14 protein-coding genes and 1 tRNA gene are annotated in these 16,859 nt (G+C 31.8%); 7 read left to right on the top strand and 8 right to left on the bottom strand.

What is annotated here, in order from left to right; genetic code table 11:
* Nucleotides 1–86 precede the first annotated feature (86 nt).
* Nucleotides 87–1,592: a glutamate--tRNA ligase gene (gene gltX / locus LQ189_RS15260; RefSeq protein ID WP_230158359.1), complete on the top strand. Its 1,506-nt coding sequence runs from the start codon at nt 87–89 to the stop codon at nt 1,590–1,592.
* A 116-nt stretch (nt 1,593–1,708) separates the two neighbouring features.
* Entirely contained in the window at nt 1,709–2,698 is a 990-nt protein-coding gene (locus LQ189_RS15255) for an SPFH domain-containing protein (protein ID WP_230158357.1), read from the top strand.
* Nucleotides 2,699–3,144: 446 nt separating this feature from the next.
* On the opposite strand, the gene LQ189_RS15250 is transcribed toward LQ189_RS15255, so the two are convergent.
* On the bottom strand, nt 3,145–5,235 hold the full coding sequence (locus LQ189_RS15250) for a glutamine--tRNA ligase/YqeY domain fusion protein (RefSeq protein WP_230158355.1): 2,091 nt from the start codon (nt 5,233–5,235) through the stop codon (nt 3,145–3,147).
* Between the two features lie 122 nt (nt 5,236–5,357).
* Between LQ189_RS15250 and folB the strand changes: the two genes are divergently transcribed.
* Together folB and LQ189_RS15240 are read left to right on the top strand one after the other, a co-directional pair.
* On the top strand, nt 5,358–5,717 hold the full coding sequence (gene folB / locus LQ189_RS15245) for a dihydroneopterin aldolase (RefSeq protein ID WP_086455422.1): 360 nt from the start codon (nt 5,358–5,360) through the stop codon (nt 5,715–5,717).
* 115 nt (nt 5,718–5,832) lie between these two features.
* Nucleotides 5,833–5,903: transfer RNA gene (locus LQ189_RS15240), tRNA-Cys, on the top strand.
* 392 nt (nt 5,904–6,295) lie between these two features.
* On the opposite strand, the gene LQ189_RS15235 is transcribed toward LQ189_RS15240, so the two are convergent.
* Genes LQ189_RS15235 through rnr form a run of 4 tightly spaced genes read right to left on the bottom strand, consistent with a single transcriptional unit; the run spans nt 6,296 to nt 10,778 of the window.
* Nucleotides 6,296–7,123: a hypothetical protein gene (locus LQ189_RS15235; RefSeq protein WP_230158353.1), complete on the bottom strand. Its 828-nt coding sequence runs from the start codon at nt 7,121–7,123 to the stop codon at nt 6,296–6,298.
* A 19-nt stretch (nt 7,124–7,142) separates the two neighbouring features.
* The gene (locus LQ189_RS15230; protein WP_182651981.1) at nt 7,143–7,823 is read right to left on the bottom strand and encodes a LysE family translocator; all 681 of its coding nucleotides are present in this window, start codon (nt 7,821–7,823) and stop codon (nt 7,143–7,145) included.
* Nucleotides 7,824–7,865: 42 nt separating this feature from the next.
* Nucleotides 7,866–8,579, bottom strand: coding sequence for a head GIN domain-containing protein (locus LQ189_RS15225; protein ID WP_230158352.1), 714 nt, complete (start codon nt 8,577–8,579; stop codon nt 7,866–7,868).
* A gap of 6 nt (nt 8,580–8,585) precedes the next feature.
* Nucleotides 8,586–10,778 carry a ribonuclease R gene (rnr, locus tag LQ189_RS15220; RefSeq protein ID WP_230158351.1) on the bottom strand — a complete coding sequence of 731 codons (2,193 nt, stop codon included), beginning with the start codon at nt 10,776–10,778 and terminating at the stop codon, nt 8,586–8,588.
* Between the two features lie 119 nt (nt 10,779–10,897).
* On the opposite strand from rnr, the gene LQ189_RS15215 reads away from it, so the two are divergent.
* A complete protein-coding gene (locus LQ189_RS15215) occupies nt 10,898–11,131 on the top strand; it encodes a DUF2007 domain-containing protein (protein WP_230158350.1) in 234 nt (77 codons plus the stop codon).
* A gap of 732 nt (nt 11,132–11,863) precedes the next feature.
* Complete coding sequence (gene rpiB, locus LQ189_RS15210) at nt 11,864–12,295, top strand: ribose 5-phosphate isomerase B (protein WP_086455338.1); 432 nt, start codon at nt 11,864–11,866, stop codon at nt 12,293–12,295.
* A 74-nt stretch (nt 12,296–12,369) separates the two neighbouring features.
* On the opposite strand, the gene LQ189_RS15205 is transcribed toward rpiB, so the two are convergent.
* Nucleotides 12,370–12,660, bottom strand: a complete 291-nt coding sequence (locus tag LQ189_RS15205) for a DUF1294 domain-containing protein (protein WP_230158349.1) — start codon at nt 12,658–12,660, stop codon at nt 12,370–12,372.
* A gap of 53 nt (nt 12,661–12,713) precedes the next feature.
* Here LQ189_RS15205 and LQ189_RS15200 point away from each other — a divergent pair, with 53 nt between their 5' ends.
* The gene (locus tag LQ189_RS15200) at nt 12,714–14,837 is read left to right on the top strand and encodes a Tex family protein (protein WP_230158348.1); all 2,124 of its coding nucleotides are present in this window, start codon (nt 12,714–12,716) and stop codon (nt 14,835–14,837) included.
* 71 nt (nt 14,838–14,908) lie between these two features.
* Here the strand turns inward: LQ189_RS15200 and LQ189_RS15195 are convergent, their stop codons facing one another.
* Both LQ189_RS15195 and LQ189_RS15190 read right to left on the bottom strand, forming a co-directional pair.
* A complete protein-coding gene (locus tag LQ189_RS15195) occupies nt 14,909–16,255 on the bottom strand; it encodes a S9 family peptidase (RefSeq protein ID WP_230158347.1) in 1,347 nt (448 codons plus the stop codon).
* 104 nt (nt 16,256–16,359) lie between these two features.
* Nucleotides 16,360–16,605, bottom strand: coding sequence for a hypothetical protein (locus LQ189_RS15190; RefSeq protein ID WP_230158345.1), 246 nt, complete (start codon nt 16,603–16,605; stop codon nt 16,360–16,362).
* Nucleotides 16,606–16,859: the final 254 nt, after the last annotated feature.

Below are 16,859 nucleotides of genomic sequence, written 5' to 3'. Positions count from 1 at the left end.
GAATATCAATTTAAGTTAAATAATATACCAAAATTAGAAAAGCATATTAAAAGTATAGAATTGTATCTTTGCAATAAAAAAAATCGATGTCTAAACAAGTTCGTGTGCGTTTTGCACCAAGTCCAACAGGACCTTTACATATTGGCGGAGTTCGTACCGCATTATTCAATTATTTGTTTGCCAAGAAAAACAATGGTGTTTTCTTTTTACGAATTGAAGATACAGACCAAAACCGATTTGTTCCTGGTGCCGAAGAATATATCAAGGAAGCATTAGAATGGTTAGGAATTGCTCCTGATGAAACCATTGGTAAAAACGAAAAATTTGGACCTTACCGTCAAAGCGAAAGAAAAGAAATATACCAAAAATATGCAACTGATTTGATCAATTCAGGCAATGCGTATTATGCATTTGATACGGCAGATGCATTAGATGCGGCTAGAAAATTAGAAGAAGAACAAGGAAAAACGTTTATATACAACCATACTAACAGAGAAAAATTAGATACTTCTCTAGTAATTTCTAGTGAAGAAGCTGCAAAAAGAATTGCTGCTGGAGAACATTATGTAATACGTTTTAAAACCCCAGTGAATGAAACTTTGCATTTACATGATATTATTCGTGGTGATGTAAAATTTGAATCGAATCTTTTAGACGATAAAGTATTGTTTAAAAGTGACGGCATGCCAACGTATCATTTAGCTAATATAGTAGATGATCATTTAATGGAAACTTCGCATGTTATACGTGGTGAAGAATGGTTGCCTTCAATGCCTTTACACGTTTTATTGTACAGAGCATTTGGTTGGGAGGCACCACAATTTGCACATTTACCGCTAATCATGAAACCTATTGGTAACGGAAAATTATCAAAACGTGATGGAGATAAAATGGGTTTTCCTGTATTTCCATTAGATTGGAAAACAGAAGAAGGGGTTTCATCAGGATACAGAGAAAAAGGATTTTTCCCTGAAGCAGTCCTAAACTTTTTAGCATTACTAGGTTGGAACGACGGAACCGATAAAGAATTATTCTCATTAGAGGAACTAGTCTCCTCATTTGACTTAAATAGAGTTCACAAATCAGGAGCAAAATTTGATCCTGAAAAAAATAAATGGTTCAATCACCAGTATTTAATTAAACAAGAGGATGCAACTTTAGCAGAAGCCTTCTCCCCTATTTTAATTGAAAAAGGTTTTAATGTTAAAGAAACAAAACTTACTAAAATAGTTTCCTTGATTAAAGAACGTGCCCATTTTGTATCAGAATTTTGGGAAATGAGTGATTTCTTTTTTGTAGCTCCAACCAGTTATGATGAAAAAGCAAGCAAAAACTGGAAAGCTGAAACTCCTGCTTTAATGCAAGAATTAATATCTGTAGTGGAAGAAATTAACGATTTCAAATCTGCAAATATCGAAACCATAGTAAAAGACTGGATGACGAAAAACGAAATTGGGATGGGAAAAGTTATGCAACCATTTCGTTTAAGTTTAGTTGGCGCCTTAAAAGGCCCACACCTTTTTGATATTGTGGAAGTAATTGGAAAAGAAGAAACTATTTCAAGAATTCACAAAGCAATAGAAAATTTGTAAAAACATATAAAACGCCTTAAATTTAAGGCGTTTTTTTATGCAAAATAAAGAAAGATAAATACGATAATTTGTAAAGTATAATTTGTAAATTTATAATTAAACTAAATCAAATTATTATGAACATTGCATTAATTGTAATTTTGGTCTTTGGACTATTCATTTTGTTATCCTCATTTTTTACGGTAAAACAACAAACGGCTGTAGTAATAGAACGCTTTGGAAAATTCTTAAGCATTAGACAGTCAGGATTACAACTCAAAATTCCTATTATAGATAGAATTGCCGGAAGAGTAAATTTAAAAATCCAACAACTAGATGTTATCATTGAAACTAAAACTAAAGATAACGTATTTGTAAAACTAAAAGTTTCGGTGCAATTTATGGTTATCAAAGAAACCGTTTATGATGCCTTTTACAAATTAGAATATCCACACGATCAAATTACATCTTACGTATTTGATGTAGTTCGTGCAGAAGTTCCAAAATTAAAACTAGACGATGTTTTTGAAAGAAAAGATGATATTGCAATTGCCGTAAAAAGAGAATTAAATGAGGCCATGACAACTTATGGTTACACAATCATAAACACTTTAGTCACTGATATTGATCCAGATATACAAGTTAAAAATGCAATGAACCGTATTAATGCAGCTGATAGAGAAAAAACCGTGGCAGAATTTGAAGCTGAAGCATCACGTATTAGAATTGTTGCAAAAGCCGAAGCTGAAGCAGAAAGTAAGCGATTACAAGGACAAGGTATTGCTAACCAACGAAGAGAAATTGCAAAAGGTCTTGTGGAAAGTGTGGATGTCTTGAATAGAGTTGGTATCAATTCTCAAGAAGCATCAGCGCTTATTGTAGTGACTCAACATTATGATACATTGCAAGCCATAGGTGCCGATACTAATTCGAATTTAATATTGTTACCAAATTCACCACAAGCAGGAAGCGATATGTTGAATAATATGATTGCATCATTTTCAGCTTCTAACCAAGTTGGTGAACTGATGAAAAAAAGAAATGAAAAAGATCACAGATCGAAAAATCATAAAATAGAAAATCACAGTTCAACTGATCATTCCGATATTCAGGATAAAGAAGAATAAAAAATTAAAAGAGGCCAAGTGCCTCTTTTTTTTGTGCCATCATTTTTTTGAAACTAAAATAAAAAATAAACTCCTCACCTACTCTTTCATTTTTAATAAAATCAGAACGAAAATTTTTCAACTTTTCAAAAAAATAAATTTCACGTGGAAAAACAAAAAAAAAGTGCATTTTCAAAATTCCAACAGCCTATTGGAACAAATATGTACAAAAAGTAACTATTTTTACACCAAAACCTAATTAAAGACTCATTATTAAACGAAATTTTTAAAAACATATAAATTGATGTCTAAATAAAATTAATTGCTTAAAATTAAAATATGAGCGTCAATTTTAATAGTTAAAAATAATAATTTTAAGAAATAAAATAGATACTACTAATAATAACAAAACTCCCGATTAAAGGAGTTTTAGTATTGGAAATATCTATAATTAAAAGGTGATTTTTCTAATTTAATAAAGCAAGTACTTTTTCGTTTTTTTCTACATTTTTCAATTCTGATAATACTGCTTCAAATAAAACTAAATTATCAGCATCATTTTTCAAATTCAAAATTGCAGCCATTCGAACGGAAGCCAATTGACTTTTTAATGACATGGTATAAAATTTTTGAACCACATCTGCATCAAACGAATTAATTTCAACTTTATCAGAATATTGAACAATCAAATTAGCAAACAACAAAGCATTGTTATCATTTTTGATATTTTTGATAACCGTTTGCACTAACAAACTGTAGTTATCAACACTCTTAATGTTTTCAATAATTGGTGTTAAAAGAGCAGCTGCGGCAGTTTCATCTTTTTCCTTAACGTACTTATTCAGATCTTTTTGAGTGTTCATCAAAAGATTTTCTTCTTTTTTGCCCTTTTCTTCCCAAGCATCTTTTAATCCAACCGTTTTGTTGAAAATAATGGTCTCAACAGAAGAGTCTTTATCAACATTAAAATATCCTAAACGCTGAAATTGAAATTTATCACCCGCTTTCACAGTAGCTAAACTGGGCTCTACATATCCTTTAACGACTTGAAGTGAATCCGGATTCATAAAATCTAAGAAGTTTTTATCTTTATGACTGTCAGGAGCTTGGTCTAAAAATAATCTGTCATATAAACGAACTTCCGTTTCCAAAGCATGAGCTACCGAAACCCAATGCAAGGTGCCCGCAACTTTACGTTGGCTAGCTTCACTTCCACTTCCACTCTTACTATCTGCATCATAGGTAGCATGAATTTCAATTATTTCTCCTGAATCATCTTTTACAACGGATTCACCTTTAATGATATAGGCATTTTTTAAACGTACTTCACGACCAATACTTAATCTAAAAAATTTAGCAGGAGCATCTTCTAAAAAGTCTTCTCTTTCAATAAACAAAGTCTTTGAAAAAGGTACTTTTCTGAAACCAGCACTTTCATCTTCTTGATTATTCTCAGCATCCAGCCACTCTTCTTGACCTTCCGGATAGTTGGTAATAACCAATTTAACTGGGTCTAAAACAGCCATTACACGTGGTGCAGTTTTGTTTAAATCTTCACGTAAGCAAAATTCTAATAACGAATAATCGATGATATTTTCACGCTTTGCAACTCCGATAATTTCACAAAATTTACGAATAGAATTAGCTGTATAACCACGTCTACGTAAACCAGAGATAGTTGGCATTCTAGGATCATCCCAACCGTTTACAATGTTTTCTTGAACCAATTGAAGTAACTTACGCTTACTCATTACGGTATAATTCAGGTTCAAACGAGCAAATTCATATTGATTTGGACGCACTTTCGTATCGTCATAAATTTGATCCAAAAACCACTTGTACAACTCACGGTGCATTACAAATTCTAGAGTACAAATCGAATGTGAAATTTGTTCTATAAAATCACTTTCTCCATGAGCATAATCATACATTGGATAGATTTTCCAATCATTACCTGTTCTATGATGATGGCGATGTAACACTCTATACATCAATGGATCACGCATTAACATATTGGTAGAAGCCATATCAATTTTGGCACGTAAAACATGACTTCCTTCCGGATAATCACCATTTTTCATGCCTTCAAATAAAGTTAAATTTTCTTCAACAGAACGATTTCTATAAGGTCCATCAACACCTGGTTGCGTTGGCGTTCCTTTTTGTGCAGCCATTTCTTCAGAAGACTGACTGTCTACATACGCCTTTCCGTTTTTAATCATCGTTACAGCCCAATCATACAATTGCTGAAAGTAATCAGATGCGTAACGTTCTTCAGCCCAGTTAAAGCCCAACCATTCTAGATCTTCTTTAATCGCATCAACATACTCCTGCTCTTCTTTGGCTGGATTAGTATCATCAAAACGTAGATTAACTGGCGCATTGTACTTTAGGCCTAATCCAAAATTCAAGCATATAGACTTGGCATGGCCAATGTGCAAATAACCATTAGGTTCTGGTGGAAAACGGAAACGTAATTTATCTTGAGGAAAACCGTTCGTTAAACTGTCTTCAATGATTTGTTCTATAAAATGGAGTGATTTTTCTTCAGTTGACATCTTTTTGTTTTATTTTAGCAAAGATAAAAAAAACTTTAAGGTTTGAGTTTAATGTTTACAACGAAACCAATTAATAGCTGGGATTTCAGCAGTATCTTTATACATAAAACTAACAATCAAAAATGGGAATAATAAAACTTAAAAATATCAGAACGTTCTCTTATCACGGTTGCTTAATCGAGGAGGGAAAAATAGGATCAGACTATCTCGTTAATCTTGAAGTAAAAACAGATTTACGTAAATCAAGTATATCTGACGATTTAAAAGATACAGTAGATTATGTGCTGTTAAACCGCATTGTAGTGGAAGAAATGGACATACGATCAGATTTACTGGAGCATGTGGCGCATAGAATAGTAAATCGTATTTTTAATGAGATTGCGGCTATATCAAGAATTGTAGTTCAGGTATCAAAACTAAATCCTCCAATTGGTGGTGACGTTGAAGCAGTTACTATTGAAATGGAAGAATATAGAAATTAATTTCTGTTATTCTTAATAAAGAAAATTACTTTGTAATAGAATTATATGTTTTATTTAGAAATTGAAACTTGCATTTAAGAAATTTTATAGTACATTTGCAAACCAATTAAATATTGGCGTCGTGGCCGAGCGGCTAGGCTGGGCTCTGCAAAAGCTCCTACTCCGGTTCGAATCCGGACGATGCCTCTAAAACCTTCAAGGAAACTTGAGGGTTTTTTTGTGATTTATTTTTAGAAAAAATAAAGTAAAATAATGGTTCGAATCCATCCCGCAGCTTCGGGAGATGCCTCGAAAACCTTTAAGGAAACTTGAGGGTTTTTTTGTGATTTATTTTTAGAAAAAATAAAGTAAAATAATGGTTCGAATCTGGACTATCCACAACTAAACATCAGAGAAAATTGGAAGTGTTTTTGTGATTTATTTTTAGAAAAAGTAAGGTAAATTAAGGTTCAAATCAAGACGTAAACAATTAAAAATCAATACAATTTGGAGTTTTTTTTTATGTCATACTTATTTCTAAAATAACATATAAACATTAAGCATTTAAAAAAACTTACTTTATAAAAGTAAAATTTATTTCAACGCAATTCATACTTCCACTTTTTTTCATTTGCTTCATAATAAATACCAATAAATTGTATGTATGAAATAGGAATTTTAGAAACTGGAATTCTCCTAATTTCCCATTTTTTTACATTTAATATTAACTCAATTGCATCTTTTGCAAATTCTGATATTTGTATAGTTGGGACAATCTGAATATCTTTCTTAAGATTATAAATTGAATCATAAATTGGAATCAATTGATTTTGCATATTAGCAGATTTAAGATTACCTTCTTTATCAATTAAAAGATAAAGTCCAATATATTTATCATCATATTCTTTTTTTAGACCATTCTTAAAAATAGAATCAACAGGTGAATATGAAACAGAAAAATTGGTTCTAAATTCATTATCGTAGATAAAATCATCCAATTTTAACTTCTTAACATTATCCAACCAACGTTGATAGCTATAATAAAGAGGAGAATTAATTTGTTGTGAATTTGAACAATGTTTTGAAAAGTACAGTTCACCATCACTGGATTTATTCACATAAACTAACCACTTTTCATTAATATTTACATCCCAGTTACAGGAGGTAACATTTTTTGTATATCTAGATTCAGAAGTTAAAACAAAACTTAAATTTTTTGGGTTGTTACCATTCTTGTAATGTTTAAGAATTTTAAAGGTAATTTTATAAGTTAAATAATCTTTACTATATTTTTTAGATACTACTATACCCTCAAAAACATAGTCAGAAGTTGTAAATTCCTCTACAGTCGAAGGTACATTGCATTCACACGCAAAAATTTTTAATGAAAAAGAAAAGAATATAATAAGAATGTATAAAAATTTCATAATTATATCCTTTGTAAAATTACTTATTCTCTATTTTTTCAAATGCTTTTTTAACCAATTCTTTTTCTTCAGGAAACCAACCTTGAGTGATTAGTACTATCCCAAAAACCATCATCACTACACTTATTCCTTTTTTAATTTTAAGAATATTTACTGGTGTAAGTTTAGTTTTTAATTGTTTGGCTAACAATATCTTAAAACAATCAATGATTAAATAACTCAATATTACAGATATAAAAAAAGTTATCATTCTAGACGTTTGCATCTCCAGTTTTGGTCCCACAGATATAATAATGGCAACCCAAAAACCGAGAACGCCTATGTTGATAAAGTTGAGTAAAAATCCTTTTACAAATAGACTTATGTAATTTTTTTTGACAATTTCTTTGTCAATAAGATCGGTATTTATTTTTTGTTCTTTTTTCAATTGTACAAATGAAATAATACCGTAAGCTAACATAATAACACCACCAAAAATGAATAATGCCGGTTGGTCTTTAATACTTTGTATCAATCTGTAACTTCCTAAATACGCAATAGCAATAAAAAAAATATCTCCTAATACAACACCTAAATCAAAAACTAAAGCGGCTCTGAATCCTTTTATAATACTGGTTTCAAGTAGTATAAAAAAAACAGGACCTATCATAAAACTAAGAAATATTCCCCAAGGAATACCCGCTAAAATATCGTTTACCATTCAAAATTAAAATTTGTTGCCTGTAAATATACCAAGGATTATCTACTTTTCTTGAATTTTACCACCTATGAAAACTTCTTTATTAATTTGTTTGGGTTTACCATAAATAAAAATAGAACCTCCAGCACGAACTTTTGCATCTACGAGCGTGGTAGCATAAACATCTGCTTCACCACCTGCAGAGACACTTATGGCGGTTTGTGTGGTAATTAAATCTTTGGAACTTAAAATACCTCCAGATGTAATTACAACGTCTTGATTTGTTGCTTTTCCAGTTAAGGTAACAATTCCACCAGCATTGACTTTTACGTTTACTTTTTCTACGTTTAAATCTAAAATAACTTCGCCACCAGATGTTGCATTTACTGCTAAGCTAGTTTGTTTAAAATCATATTCACTAGAAGCATAAGCACCTTCACTAACTGAAATTTCTTCAATTTTATTAAAATATAATTTTACAGTGATGTCATTACCTGAAAGTAATTTTGGGAACGGCATTCTTATTTTTAAAATTCCGTTTTTATTTACAGTCTCTAATTCTTCAGATCGATCACCTGTAATAACAATCTTGTTTTCCGAAGCTGGAATTAATAACACTTTAATCTTATCAAAAACTCTAACTTCATCAAAATCACCCAGATTTCTAGATACTTGAGCATTCGTAATTTGACTTAAAATTACAAATACAAGTAGCACTATTTTTTTAGTCCAATTTTTAAAATTACTTTTTTGGTATTCTTGAATCTTTGATTTCATTTTTTTTTACTTAATAGGTTCACTAACTCTTCTTAAAAAATTAAAATCCAATTGTTTTTTAACTAAATCGGCATTTTTAACTTTAACGAAAATTTCATCTCCTAATTGCAATATCTTACCAGAAGTTGCTCCTGTTAATGCATATTGTTTTTCATCGAAAGTGTAATAATCATCACGTATGTCTCGAATACGAACCATTCCTTCGCATTTATTTTCGATAATTTCAACATAAATTCCCCATTCTGTCACACCCGAAATCACACCCAAAAACTCTTGATCCTGATGATCTTGCATGTATTTTACTTGCATGTATTTGATAGAATCACGTTCCGCATTGGTTGCCAAACCTTCCATAGTTGAGGAATGTAAACATTTGGTTTCATACGTTTCTTCATCTACTGATTTTCCTCCATCAAGGTAAAACTGTAACAAACGGTGCACCATAACATCTGGATAACGACGTATTGGCGATGTAAAATGAGAATAATAATCAAAAGCAAGTCCGTAATGACCAATGTTATCAGTAGAATATTTGGCTTTACTCATACTTCTAATAGCCAGTGTATCAATTAAATTTTGCTCTTTTTTACCATTAACATCCGCCATTAATTGATTCAAAGATTTCGAAATATCGCCTTTGTTTCTGAAATCAATTTTGTAACCAAACTTAGCAATTACGGTTTGCATGGCTATTAATTTGTCTTCATTAGGCTCATCATGGATTCTATAAATAAAGGTTTTCTTTTGTTTACCAATGTATTCTGCTACTTTTTTATTTGCCAAAAGCATAAACTCTTCAATCAAATGATTGGCATCTTTTGAAACTTTAAAGTAAACTCCTTGTGGTTCACCCGCATCGTCTAAGTTGAATTTTACTTCGACTTTGTCAAAAGAGATGGCACCATCAGCCATTCTCTTTTTTCTAAAAATCTTAGCTATTTCGTCCATTTTAAGCGTTGCTGCAACAATTTCTGCAGGAACTTGATAAGATGCTCCAGTGATCGAAATTTCAACGGGAATAACATCTTGTTTCGTTTCTATGATGTGTTGCGCTTCTTCATAAGCAAAACGTTGATCCGAGTAAATTACGGTTCGACCAAACCACTGGTTTACAACTTGCGCTTTATCAGTAATTTCAAATATGGCCGAAAAAGTATATTTCTCTTCATGCGGACGCAAGGAACACGCAAAGTTTGACAACACCTCAGGCAACATAGGTACTACTCTATCCACTAAATAAACCGATGTAGCACGTTGATAAGCTTCATCGTCAAGGATGGTTCCTTCTTCTAAATAATACGATACATCAGCAATGTGAATTCCAATTTCGTAATTACCATTTTCTAATTGTTTGAATGATAGTGCATCATCAAAATCTTTAGCATCTTTTGGATCTATGGTAAAGGTCAATGTATCACGCATATCACGACGATTGGCAATTTCTTCTTCCGTAATCGAAGTATCTATTTTTTGTGCATAAGTTTCAACTTCAATAGGAAACTCTGATGGCAAACCGTATTCAGCCAAAATCGCGTGAATCTCCGTATCATGTTCGCCTGGTTTACCTAAAACTTTTACAACAGTCCCAAACGGACTATCAGCACGTTTTGGCCAATCTTCAATATGCACCAAAACTACATCACCTTGCTCCGCCTCTCCTATTTTATCCTTTGGAATAAAAATATCAGTATACATTTTTGGATTAGCAGTAGAGACAAAAGCAAAATTAGCTTGGATATCAATTACGCCTACAAAATCTGTTTTGTGTCGTTCTATGACTTCAATAACTTCACCTTCAGGACGTTTTCCTTTTCTGCGGTTGTACACATATACTTTTACGATATCTTTATCTAAAGCATGATTCAAGTTTGCGGTAGGAATAAAAACATCATCCTCAAGATCTGGACAAACAAAAAAGGCTGTTTTACGACCAGTCATGTCAATTTTACCTTCGTAATAATCTTGACTAGCAGCTTTTACCAAAAATTTACCTGGTTCCGACTCAATAATCTTGTTTTGCGAGGCTAAAATTTTTAAATCTTTTATAATTTGATTTCTACTCTCTGTATCATCAAGTTCTAGCTTGGCTCCTATTTGTTTATAATTGAATGCTTTATTAGCACTTTGAGATAGTATTTTTAATATTTTATCCGTGAAATCTTTCCCTTTCTTTATCGGCTTTCTTAATCTTTTACTCATAAATCTTGTTCTTAAAAGTCTAAAATTACGAAATACTAAAGTGTTATCACTAAAATAGCGCTAGATTTAAATAAAATATAACTTTACGTAATAGTTGTATCTTTATAAAAACTATACCAATGGAAGCATTTAAAACGATTGCCATTTTCAATTATGCTCACGAAATTGTGGTCATCAAACATTTATTAGAGCAAGAAGCAATTGCTTTTTTTTTCGAAAACGAAAATCTCGTAGCAGTCGATCCGTTTAGCAGTTTTGCCTACGGCGGAATCAAACTCAAAATTCATCAAAACGATTTTGAAAAAGTGCAAGCTCTTTTGGATCACTTGAACAACAATTTGAAAATCGTTTGAGATCAATTTTAAAAATTTTTGAATTTTCTTTTTTCAAAGTTGTGAACATATATTTAAATAAACAAAAAGAAAAATTAAATTTTAAATCCTTCTTGGTTGTTATTATAGTGTGTTAATAATGGCAATAAATTTTTTAAAAATGATATTGAAAATCAGTTTTAAGATGTTATTTAGACTTATCAACATACTTATATTATATTAATCTATTGATTTTAAAATAGTTTCTATTTTTAATTAACAACGGTTGATAATTACAAATGAATTGAATTTGTAAATAAGTAATTTTTTAAAATTAGTTAATAAAGTACTTTTGAGTATTGATAACTTTTCTAAAAATTCATCAAACTAAATTAGGAATTAATAAGTCAGTTTTGGATTAGTTATTTTTTTCATTTAACCAAAAAATAGTTCTTATTTTCTATCTCAAGTTATGAACATTTTATGTTAATTTAAAGTTATCTGAATATCAAGCATTTGCATTTTGGTATTAACAATGCAAAATTTTAACATTTTAATATTACTTTTTACACTGATTTACAAGTATTTATACACTTATTAAAATTGTTAATAACTGCTAAATATTTCATTACTAAGTCTTTAAATAATATTATAAAAATGGCCTGAAAATAGTGTTTATAACAATCAATTTTAGGCAACAAACTTAGCGGTATTTACTCCTTAATAGTTGAATAGTTTCTCTAAATTTGCAACACACAACTTAAAACATACAAAATGAAAATTTCAATAGGAAACGATCACGCCGGACCAGATTACAAAAAGGCAATTGTTGAAATGCTTATCGCAAAAGGACATCAAATAACCAATTACGGAACTGATTCAGTTGATAGTGTTGATTATCCTGATTTTGGACATCCAGTAGCTACTGATGTTACAGAAGGTAAAGCTGATTTAGGAATTGTAATTTGCGGAAGCGGAAACGGAATTGCAATGACTGTTAATAAACATGCTCAAGTTCGTGCAGCTTTGTGTTGGACTAAAGAAATTGCAGTTTTAGCGCGCCAACATAATGATGCTAATATTATTAGTATTCCTGCTCGTTTCACTTCAATTCCACAAGTATTAGAAATGGTTGAAGCTTTTATTACTACTGATTTTGAAGGTGGCAGACACCAAAATCGTGTCAATAAAATAGCCTGTCCATAAAATTTTGGCTGCTTCGCAGCTTTATAATTACATCAAGCTCAGTTTTTCACTGGGCTTTTTTTATTTTCTATTGACTAAATTAATGTTTTATCACTTAAAATTCCAAAGTTAAAACATAGATAGAGCAGTGCAATTTGTAAAGTAGCAAGTAACCAAAACTTCCATAAATAGCTTTTTTTGGCTGTTTTATGTCTAAAAAGTAGCATTGCAATTCCGGAACCAAATGTTCCCCCTAGAAATACAAAACTCAAAAGAGTTAGTTCTGAGATTCTTCTTTTTTGATTTTTAGCTAAAAATTTATCGTAACCTATACTCACAAAAGCGATTAGGTTAATCATAAAAAAGAAACAGAATAAAGCAGTCATTTGATTTAAATTAAAGTCAAAGATATTATTTTAGCCTTTAGAAAATAGAGACAATGACAAATATAGATTTCATTAAAAAACAGGTTGCTACAGAGGCCATAAACATTCAAAAAACAGTTCAACTTTTACAAGAAGATTGTACGATTCCGTTTATTTCCCGTTATCGAAAAGATACTACTGGAAATCTAGATGAAGTACAAATTGAACACATTGCCAAGCTTCAAAAAGAATACGAAGCGATTGTAAAACGCAAAGAAGGGATCGTAAAATCAATTGAAGAGCAAAACGGATTAACATCTGAATTAGACAAAAAAATACAACAAAGTTTTGATTTACAAGAATTAGAAGATTTGTATTTGCCTTTCAAAAAGAAGAAAAAAACCAAAGCTGATGTGGCTCGAGAAAATGGTTTAGAACCTTTAGCGAAAATCATCATGGCTCAAAATAAAGATGATGTTGAGTTCCTAGCAACGAAATATTTGAACGATAATGTGAAGAATGAAGATGCTGCTTTGCAGGGTGCAAGAGATATTATTGCAGAATGGATTAACGAAAATATTTTTGTTCGTAAACAATTGCGTCGTTTATACGAGCGCAAAGCAACCATTACAACCAAAGTAGTAAAAACCAAAAAAGACGAAGAAGGCGCTCAAAAATTCAATCAATATTTTGATTGGTCTGAACCGTTGACAAAAGCACCTTCACATAGATTATTAGCAATGCTTCGTGCCGAAAACGAAGGTTTTATCAAATTTAAAGTCGAAGTCGATTTGGACGAAGCCTATGATATTATTGACGAATTGGTTTTAAAAGGAGACAGTCCAGCCACGCCACACGTACAATTAGCCATTGAAGACAGCTACAAACGATTGCTAAACCCTGCTATTTCAAACGAAGCTTTGCAGGAAGCGAAAGCCAAGGCTGATGCCAATTCTATTCAGGTTTTTGCTACTAATTTAGGGCAGTTATTGCTTGCGCCACCGTTGGGTGAAAAAAGAATTTTAGCTATTGACCCAGGATTTCGTTCAGGTTGCAAAGTAGTTTGCTTAGACGAAAAAGGCGATTTGATTTACAATGAAACCATTTATCCGCATGCGCCACAAAACGAAACTGCTATGGCCATGAAAAAGATAAAATCGATGGTAAATGCCTACAATATTGACGCAATTTCCATTGGAAACGGAACGGCATCTCGAGAAACCGAATTCTTTATCAAAAAAATTGCTTTTGATAGAGCGGTTCAGGTTTTCATCGTTTCAGAGGCGGGTGCCTCAGTATATTCGGCATCAAAAATTGCTCGTGAGGAATTCCCAAATTATGATGTAACCGTGCGAGGTTCGGTTTCTATCGGTCGCCGATTGAGTGATCCTTTGGCCGAGTTGGTAAAAATTGACCCAAAAGCCATTGGCGTAGGCCAATACCAGCACGATGTGGATCAAAGTAAATTGAAAGAAGAACTGGATACAACGGTGGTTCGATGTGTAAACTCTGTGGGTGTCAACATCAATACGGCGAGTAAACATTTGTTGAGCTATGTGAGTGGAATAGGAGAGAAGTTAGCCGAAAATATTGTGAATTACCGTTCAGAAAATGGTCCTTTTGAGGATCGAAAACAACTCAAAAAAGTACCTCGTTTGGGCGAAAAAGCCTTCCAGCAAGGGGCTGCTTTTATTCGAATTAAAGACGGGAAAAATCCATTGGATAACTCAGCCGTTCACCCCGAAGCTTATTCAATTGTGGAAAAAATGGCCAAAGATTTAAAGTTGAAAGTAACCGATTTGATTGCTAACAAAGAGAAAACAGCCTTAATTAAACCAGAAAATTATGTTACGGCTGAGATAGGTTTATTGACTTTAAAAGACATTATTAAAGAATTAGAAAAACCCGGTTTAGACCCTAGAAAAGCTGCAAAGGTTTTTGAATTTGATCCGAATGTAAAAACCATTAAAGACGTTAGGACTGGAATGATTTTGAACGGAATTGTCAATAACATTACCAATTTTGGTTGTTTTGTAGACTTAGGGATTAAAGAAAGTGGTTTGGTACACATTTCTCAACTCAAAGCAGGCTTTGTAAGCGACGTAAACGAAGTGGTGAAGTTACACCAGCATGTTACTGTAAAAGTAACCGAAGTAGATGAAGATAGAAAGCGAATTCAGTTGACGATGGTTTTGTAAAATAAAAAAATCCCAAAATTCAATGAAAGATATTGAATTTTGGGATTTCTAAATTTGTAAGCAGACAGTTTTTATTTTCTAGCGATTATCCAAGAGCTCATTTTATCAAGAACTTTTGGTGAAATGGTTTGCTCAATGTCGGCATATTCAGCAAAAGAACCCGTTTTACATTCCTGAAAAAGATGATTCATGCCCTGAAATTCGTAGGTTTCGAAATTTTTGTTTTTAGCCTTGGTCAATGATTTTTTTATGGCTTCCAAATTTTCTTTTGCAGGTACTTGAAAATCTAAACTTCCGTTGATTGCTAAAACAGGAATCTTTACCTTAGAAACGTATTCGTCTGGATTAAAAGCGATAAAATATCTGAACCAAGCATTTTTCATCTGTTTTTTTTCATCTTCTGCTACTGCTTCTCCTGTGGTTTTAATAAATTTGTCAAAGTCGGCATCAAAAGAGGTGCCTTTGTAATTTTTAATAAAATCAAACTTGATTCGGTTGATTTTATTGCTATTTTGAAGCTCTTCTTCACTTATTCCCGCTAGTTTTCCACCCAAGTAAATTTGTTGTACCAAAAGTTCGTTTATAGGTTGACCTGGCCCAGCCATCAACACTAAAAATTTAACGTCTTTGTTTGTACTGGCCACAATGGGAGCAATCATGCCGCCTTCGCTATGACCAATTAAACCAATGTTTTCAAAACCTTTTGCTTTTAAAAATTGTACTGCTGCATTGATATCTGTTGCAAAATTTAATGAAGTATCTTCATTACTCCCTTTTGATGAGCCACCAATTCCGCGATCGTCTAGTCGGAGAGTGGCAATACCTTTTTTAGCAAAATCATCAGCGATTACTGCAAAGGGTTTGTGGCCAAAAAGCTCTTCATCACGATTTTGTTTTCCTGAACCCGTAATCATAATCAAAATGGGCTCTTTTTTATTGAAATTGTTCGGTTCAGATAGTGTGCCAGCTAAAGTATTTTTGTCTGAAGAATTGATAAAAGTTACTTCCTCTGTTTTATATGTAAAGGGTGCTTTTGGAGTTTGTGGTCTGTTCAATTTTGGCGCAAGCCCATCACCTTTAATTTTAGAAAGTATTAATGGTAATTCCATTCCACCTTGCTTAAAAGTACCGTTAATGCTTTCATTTGTTACTTTTCCGGAGTAGGAGATTCCCAATGCAGAAAGCTCAAGTGTTAATTGATCAGCAGTGTAGCTGGTTGTATTAACTGAAATATTTGTGGCCCCTTGTTTTGGACTGTCAAGAGTTGAAATAAGTTTTTCACCTTCTTTTTTAATGTGAAAAACCAGTGGCAATTTCATTCCTTGAACGTCTAGTTCACCTTGCCAAGAACCAGTTATTTCTTGTGCAAAAATAAACTGAATGCTTAATAGTAAAATGCTTAAAATTTTAGTTTTCATAATGATTAGTTAATTAAATTAGTAGACAATAGTTTTCTAACCTTGACAAATTTTGGTTTTTGTCAAAGTAAATTTTGAAAGGAAAAGAATTTTGATTTTTTAGTTTATATCACCAATAAATTTTGGATATAAACCTGGTGAAACAATATAAAAATGAATAATAGAACTACGAATAAAATAATATGATACCATTTCTTAAAATTTGTAGCTGTTTTAAAACCATTATAAATTAAAACAAAACCGTACATCGAAATACCAAGAACTATTAAAACAGAAAAAGTAAATTGAATTAAATCAACAGTTCCCCCAATTCCTGAATTTGTTTTTAAGTTTTTAGCCAATGCGTCCATTCCGCTAAATTTTATACAAAGTAGGACAATACAATTAAGCATTTGAGAAATTAATACGGTGTTTACAATGTCAATAAATCTGGTTTTCTTATTAAGTATTAGCGCAAATAAAAATAGAAATAGTATAGCAGATAGTATACTGATACCAACGAATATAAAGGCAAATTCAATAGTTAGATTTTTATTTTCAGAAAAATGAAAAATACTATCCATTTGTGTTTTAGTAAAAAAACAAACAAAACAATTTACAATTA

The organism is Flavobacterium sp. CECT 9288 (genome assembly GCF_918731615.1).
Taxonomy (GTDB): Bacteria; Bacteroidota; Bacteroidia; order Flavobacteriales; family Flavobacteriaceae; genus Flavobacterium.
The sequence above is the reverse complement of the archived record's forward strand: the minus strand, read 5'-3'. Positions and strand labels throughout refer to the sequence as shown.

Bases quoted from the DNA above. Each gene is read 5' to 3' on its own strand.
- LQ189_RS15225 (WP_230158352.1), bottom strand. From the start codon at position 8,579: ATGAAATCAAAGATTCAAGAATACCAAAAAAGTAATTTTAAAAATTGG.
- LQ189_RS15235 (WP_230158353.1), bottom strand. From the start codon at position 7,123: ATGAAATTTTTATACATTCTTATTATATTCTTTTCTTTTTCATTAAAA.
- LQ189_RS15255 (WP_230158357.1), top strand. From the start codon at position 1,709: ATGAACATTGCATTAATTGTAATTTTGGTCTTTGGACTATTCATTTTG.
- LQ189_RS15190 (WP_230158345.1), bottom strand. From the start codon at position 16,605: ATGGACGCATTGGCTAAAAACTTAAAAACAAATTCAGGAATTGGGGGA.
- LQ189_RS15205 (WP_230158349.1), bottom strand. From the start codon at position 12,660: ATGACTGCTTTATTCTGTTTCTTTTTTATGATTAACCTAATCGCTTTT.
- LQ189_RS15195 (WP_230158347.1), bottom strand. From the start codon at position 16,255: ATGAAAACTAAAATTTTAAGCATTTTACTATTAAGCATTCAGTTTATT.
- rnr (WP_230158351.1), bottom strand. From the start codon at position 10,778: ATGAGTAAAAGATTAAGAAAGCCGATAAAGAAAGGGAAAGATTTCACG.
- gltX (WP_230158359.1), top strand. From the start codon at position 87: ATGTCTAAACAAGTTCGTGTGCGTTTTGCACCAAGTCCAACAGGACCT.
- folB (WP_086455422.1), top strand. From the start codon at position 5,358: ATGGGAATAATAAAACTTAAAAATATCAGAACGTTCTCTTATCACGGT.
- LQ189_RS15230 (WP_182651981.1), bottom strand. From the start codon at position 7,823: ATGGTAAACGATATTTTAGCGGGTATTCCTTGGGGAATATTTCTTAGT.
- LQ189_RS15250 (WP_230158355.1), bottom strand. From the start codon at position 5,235: ATGTCAACTGAAGAAAAATCACTCCATTTTATAGAACAAATCATTGAA.
- rpiB (WP_086455338.1), top strand. From the start codon at position 11,864: ATGAAAATTTCAATAGGAAACGATCACGCCGGACCAGATTACAAAAAG.
- LQ189_RS15215 (WP_230158350.1), top strand. From the start codon at position 10,898: ATGGAAGCATTTAAAACGATTGCCATTTTCAATTATGCTCACGAAATT.
- LQ189_RS15200 (WP_230158348.1), top strand. From the start codon at position 12,714: ATGACAAATATAGATTTCATTAAAAAACAGGTTGCTACAGAGGCCATA.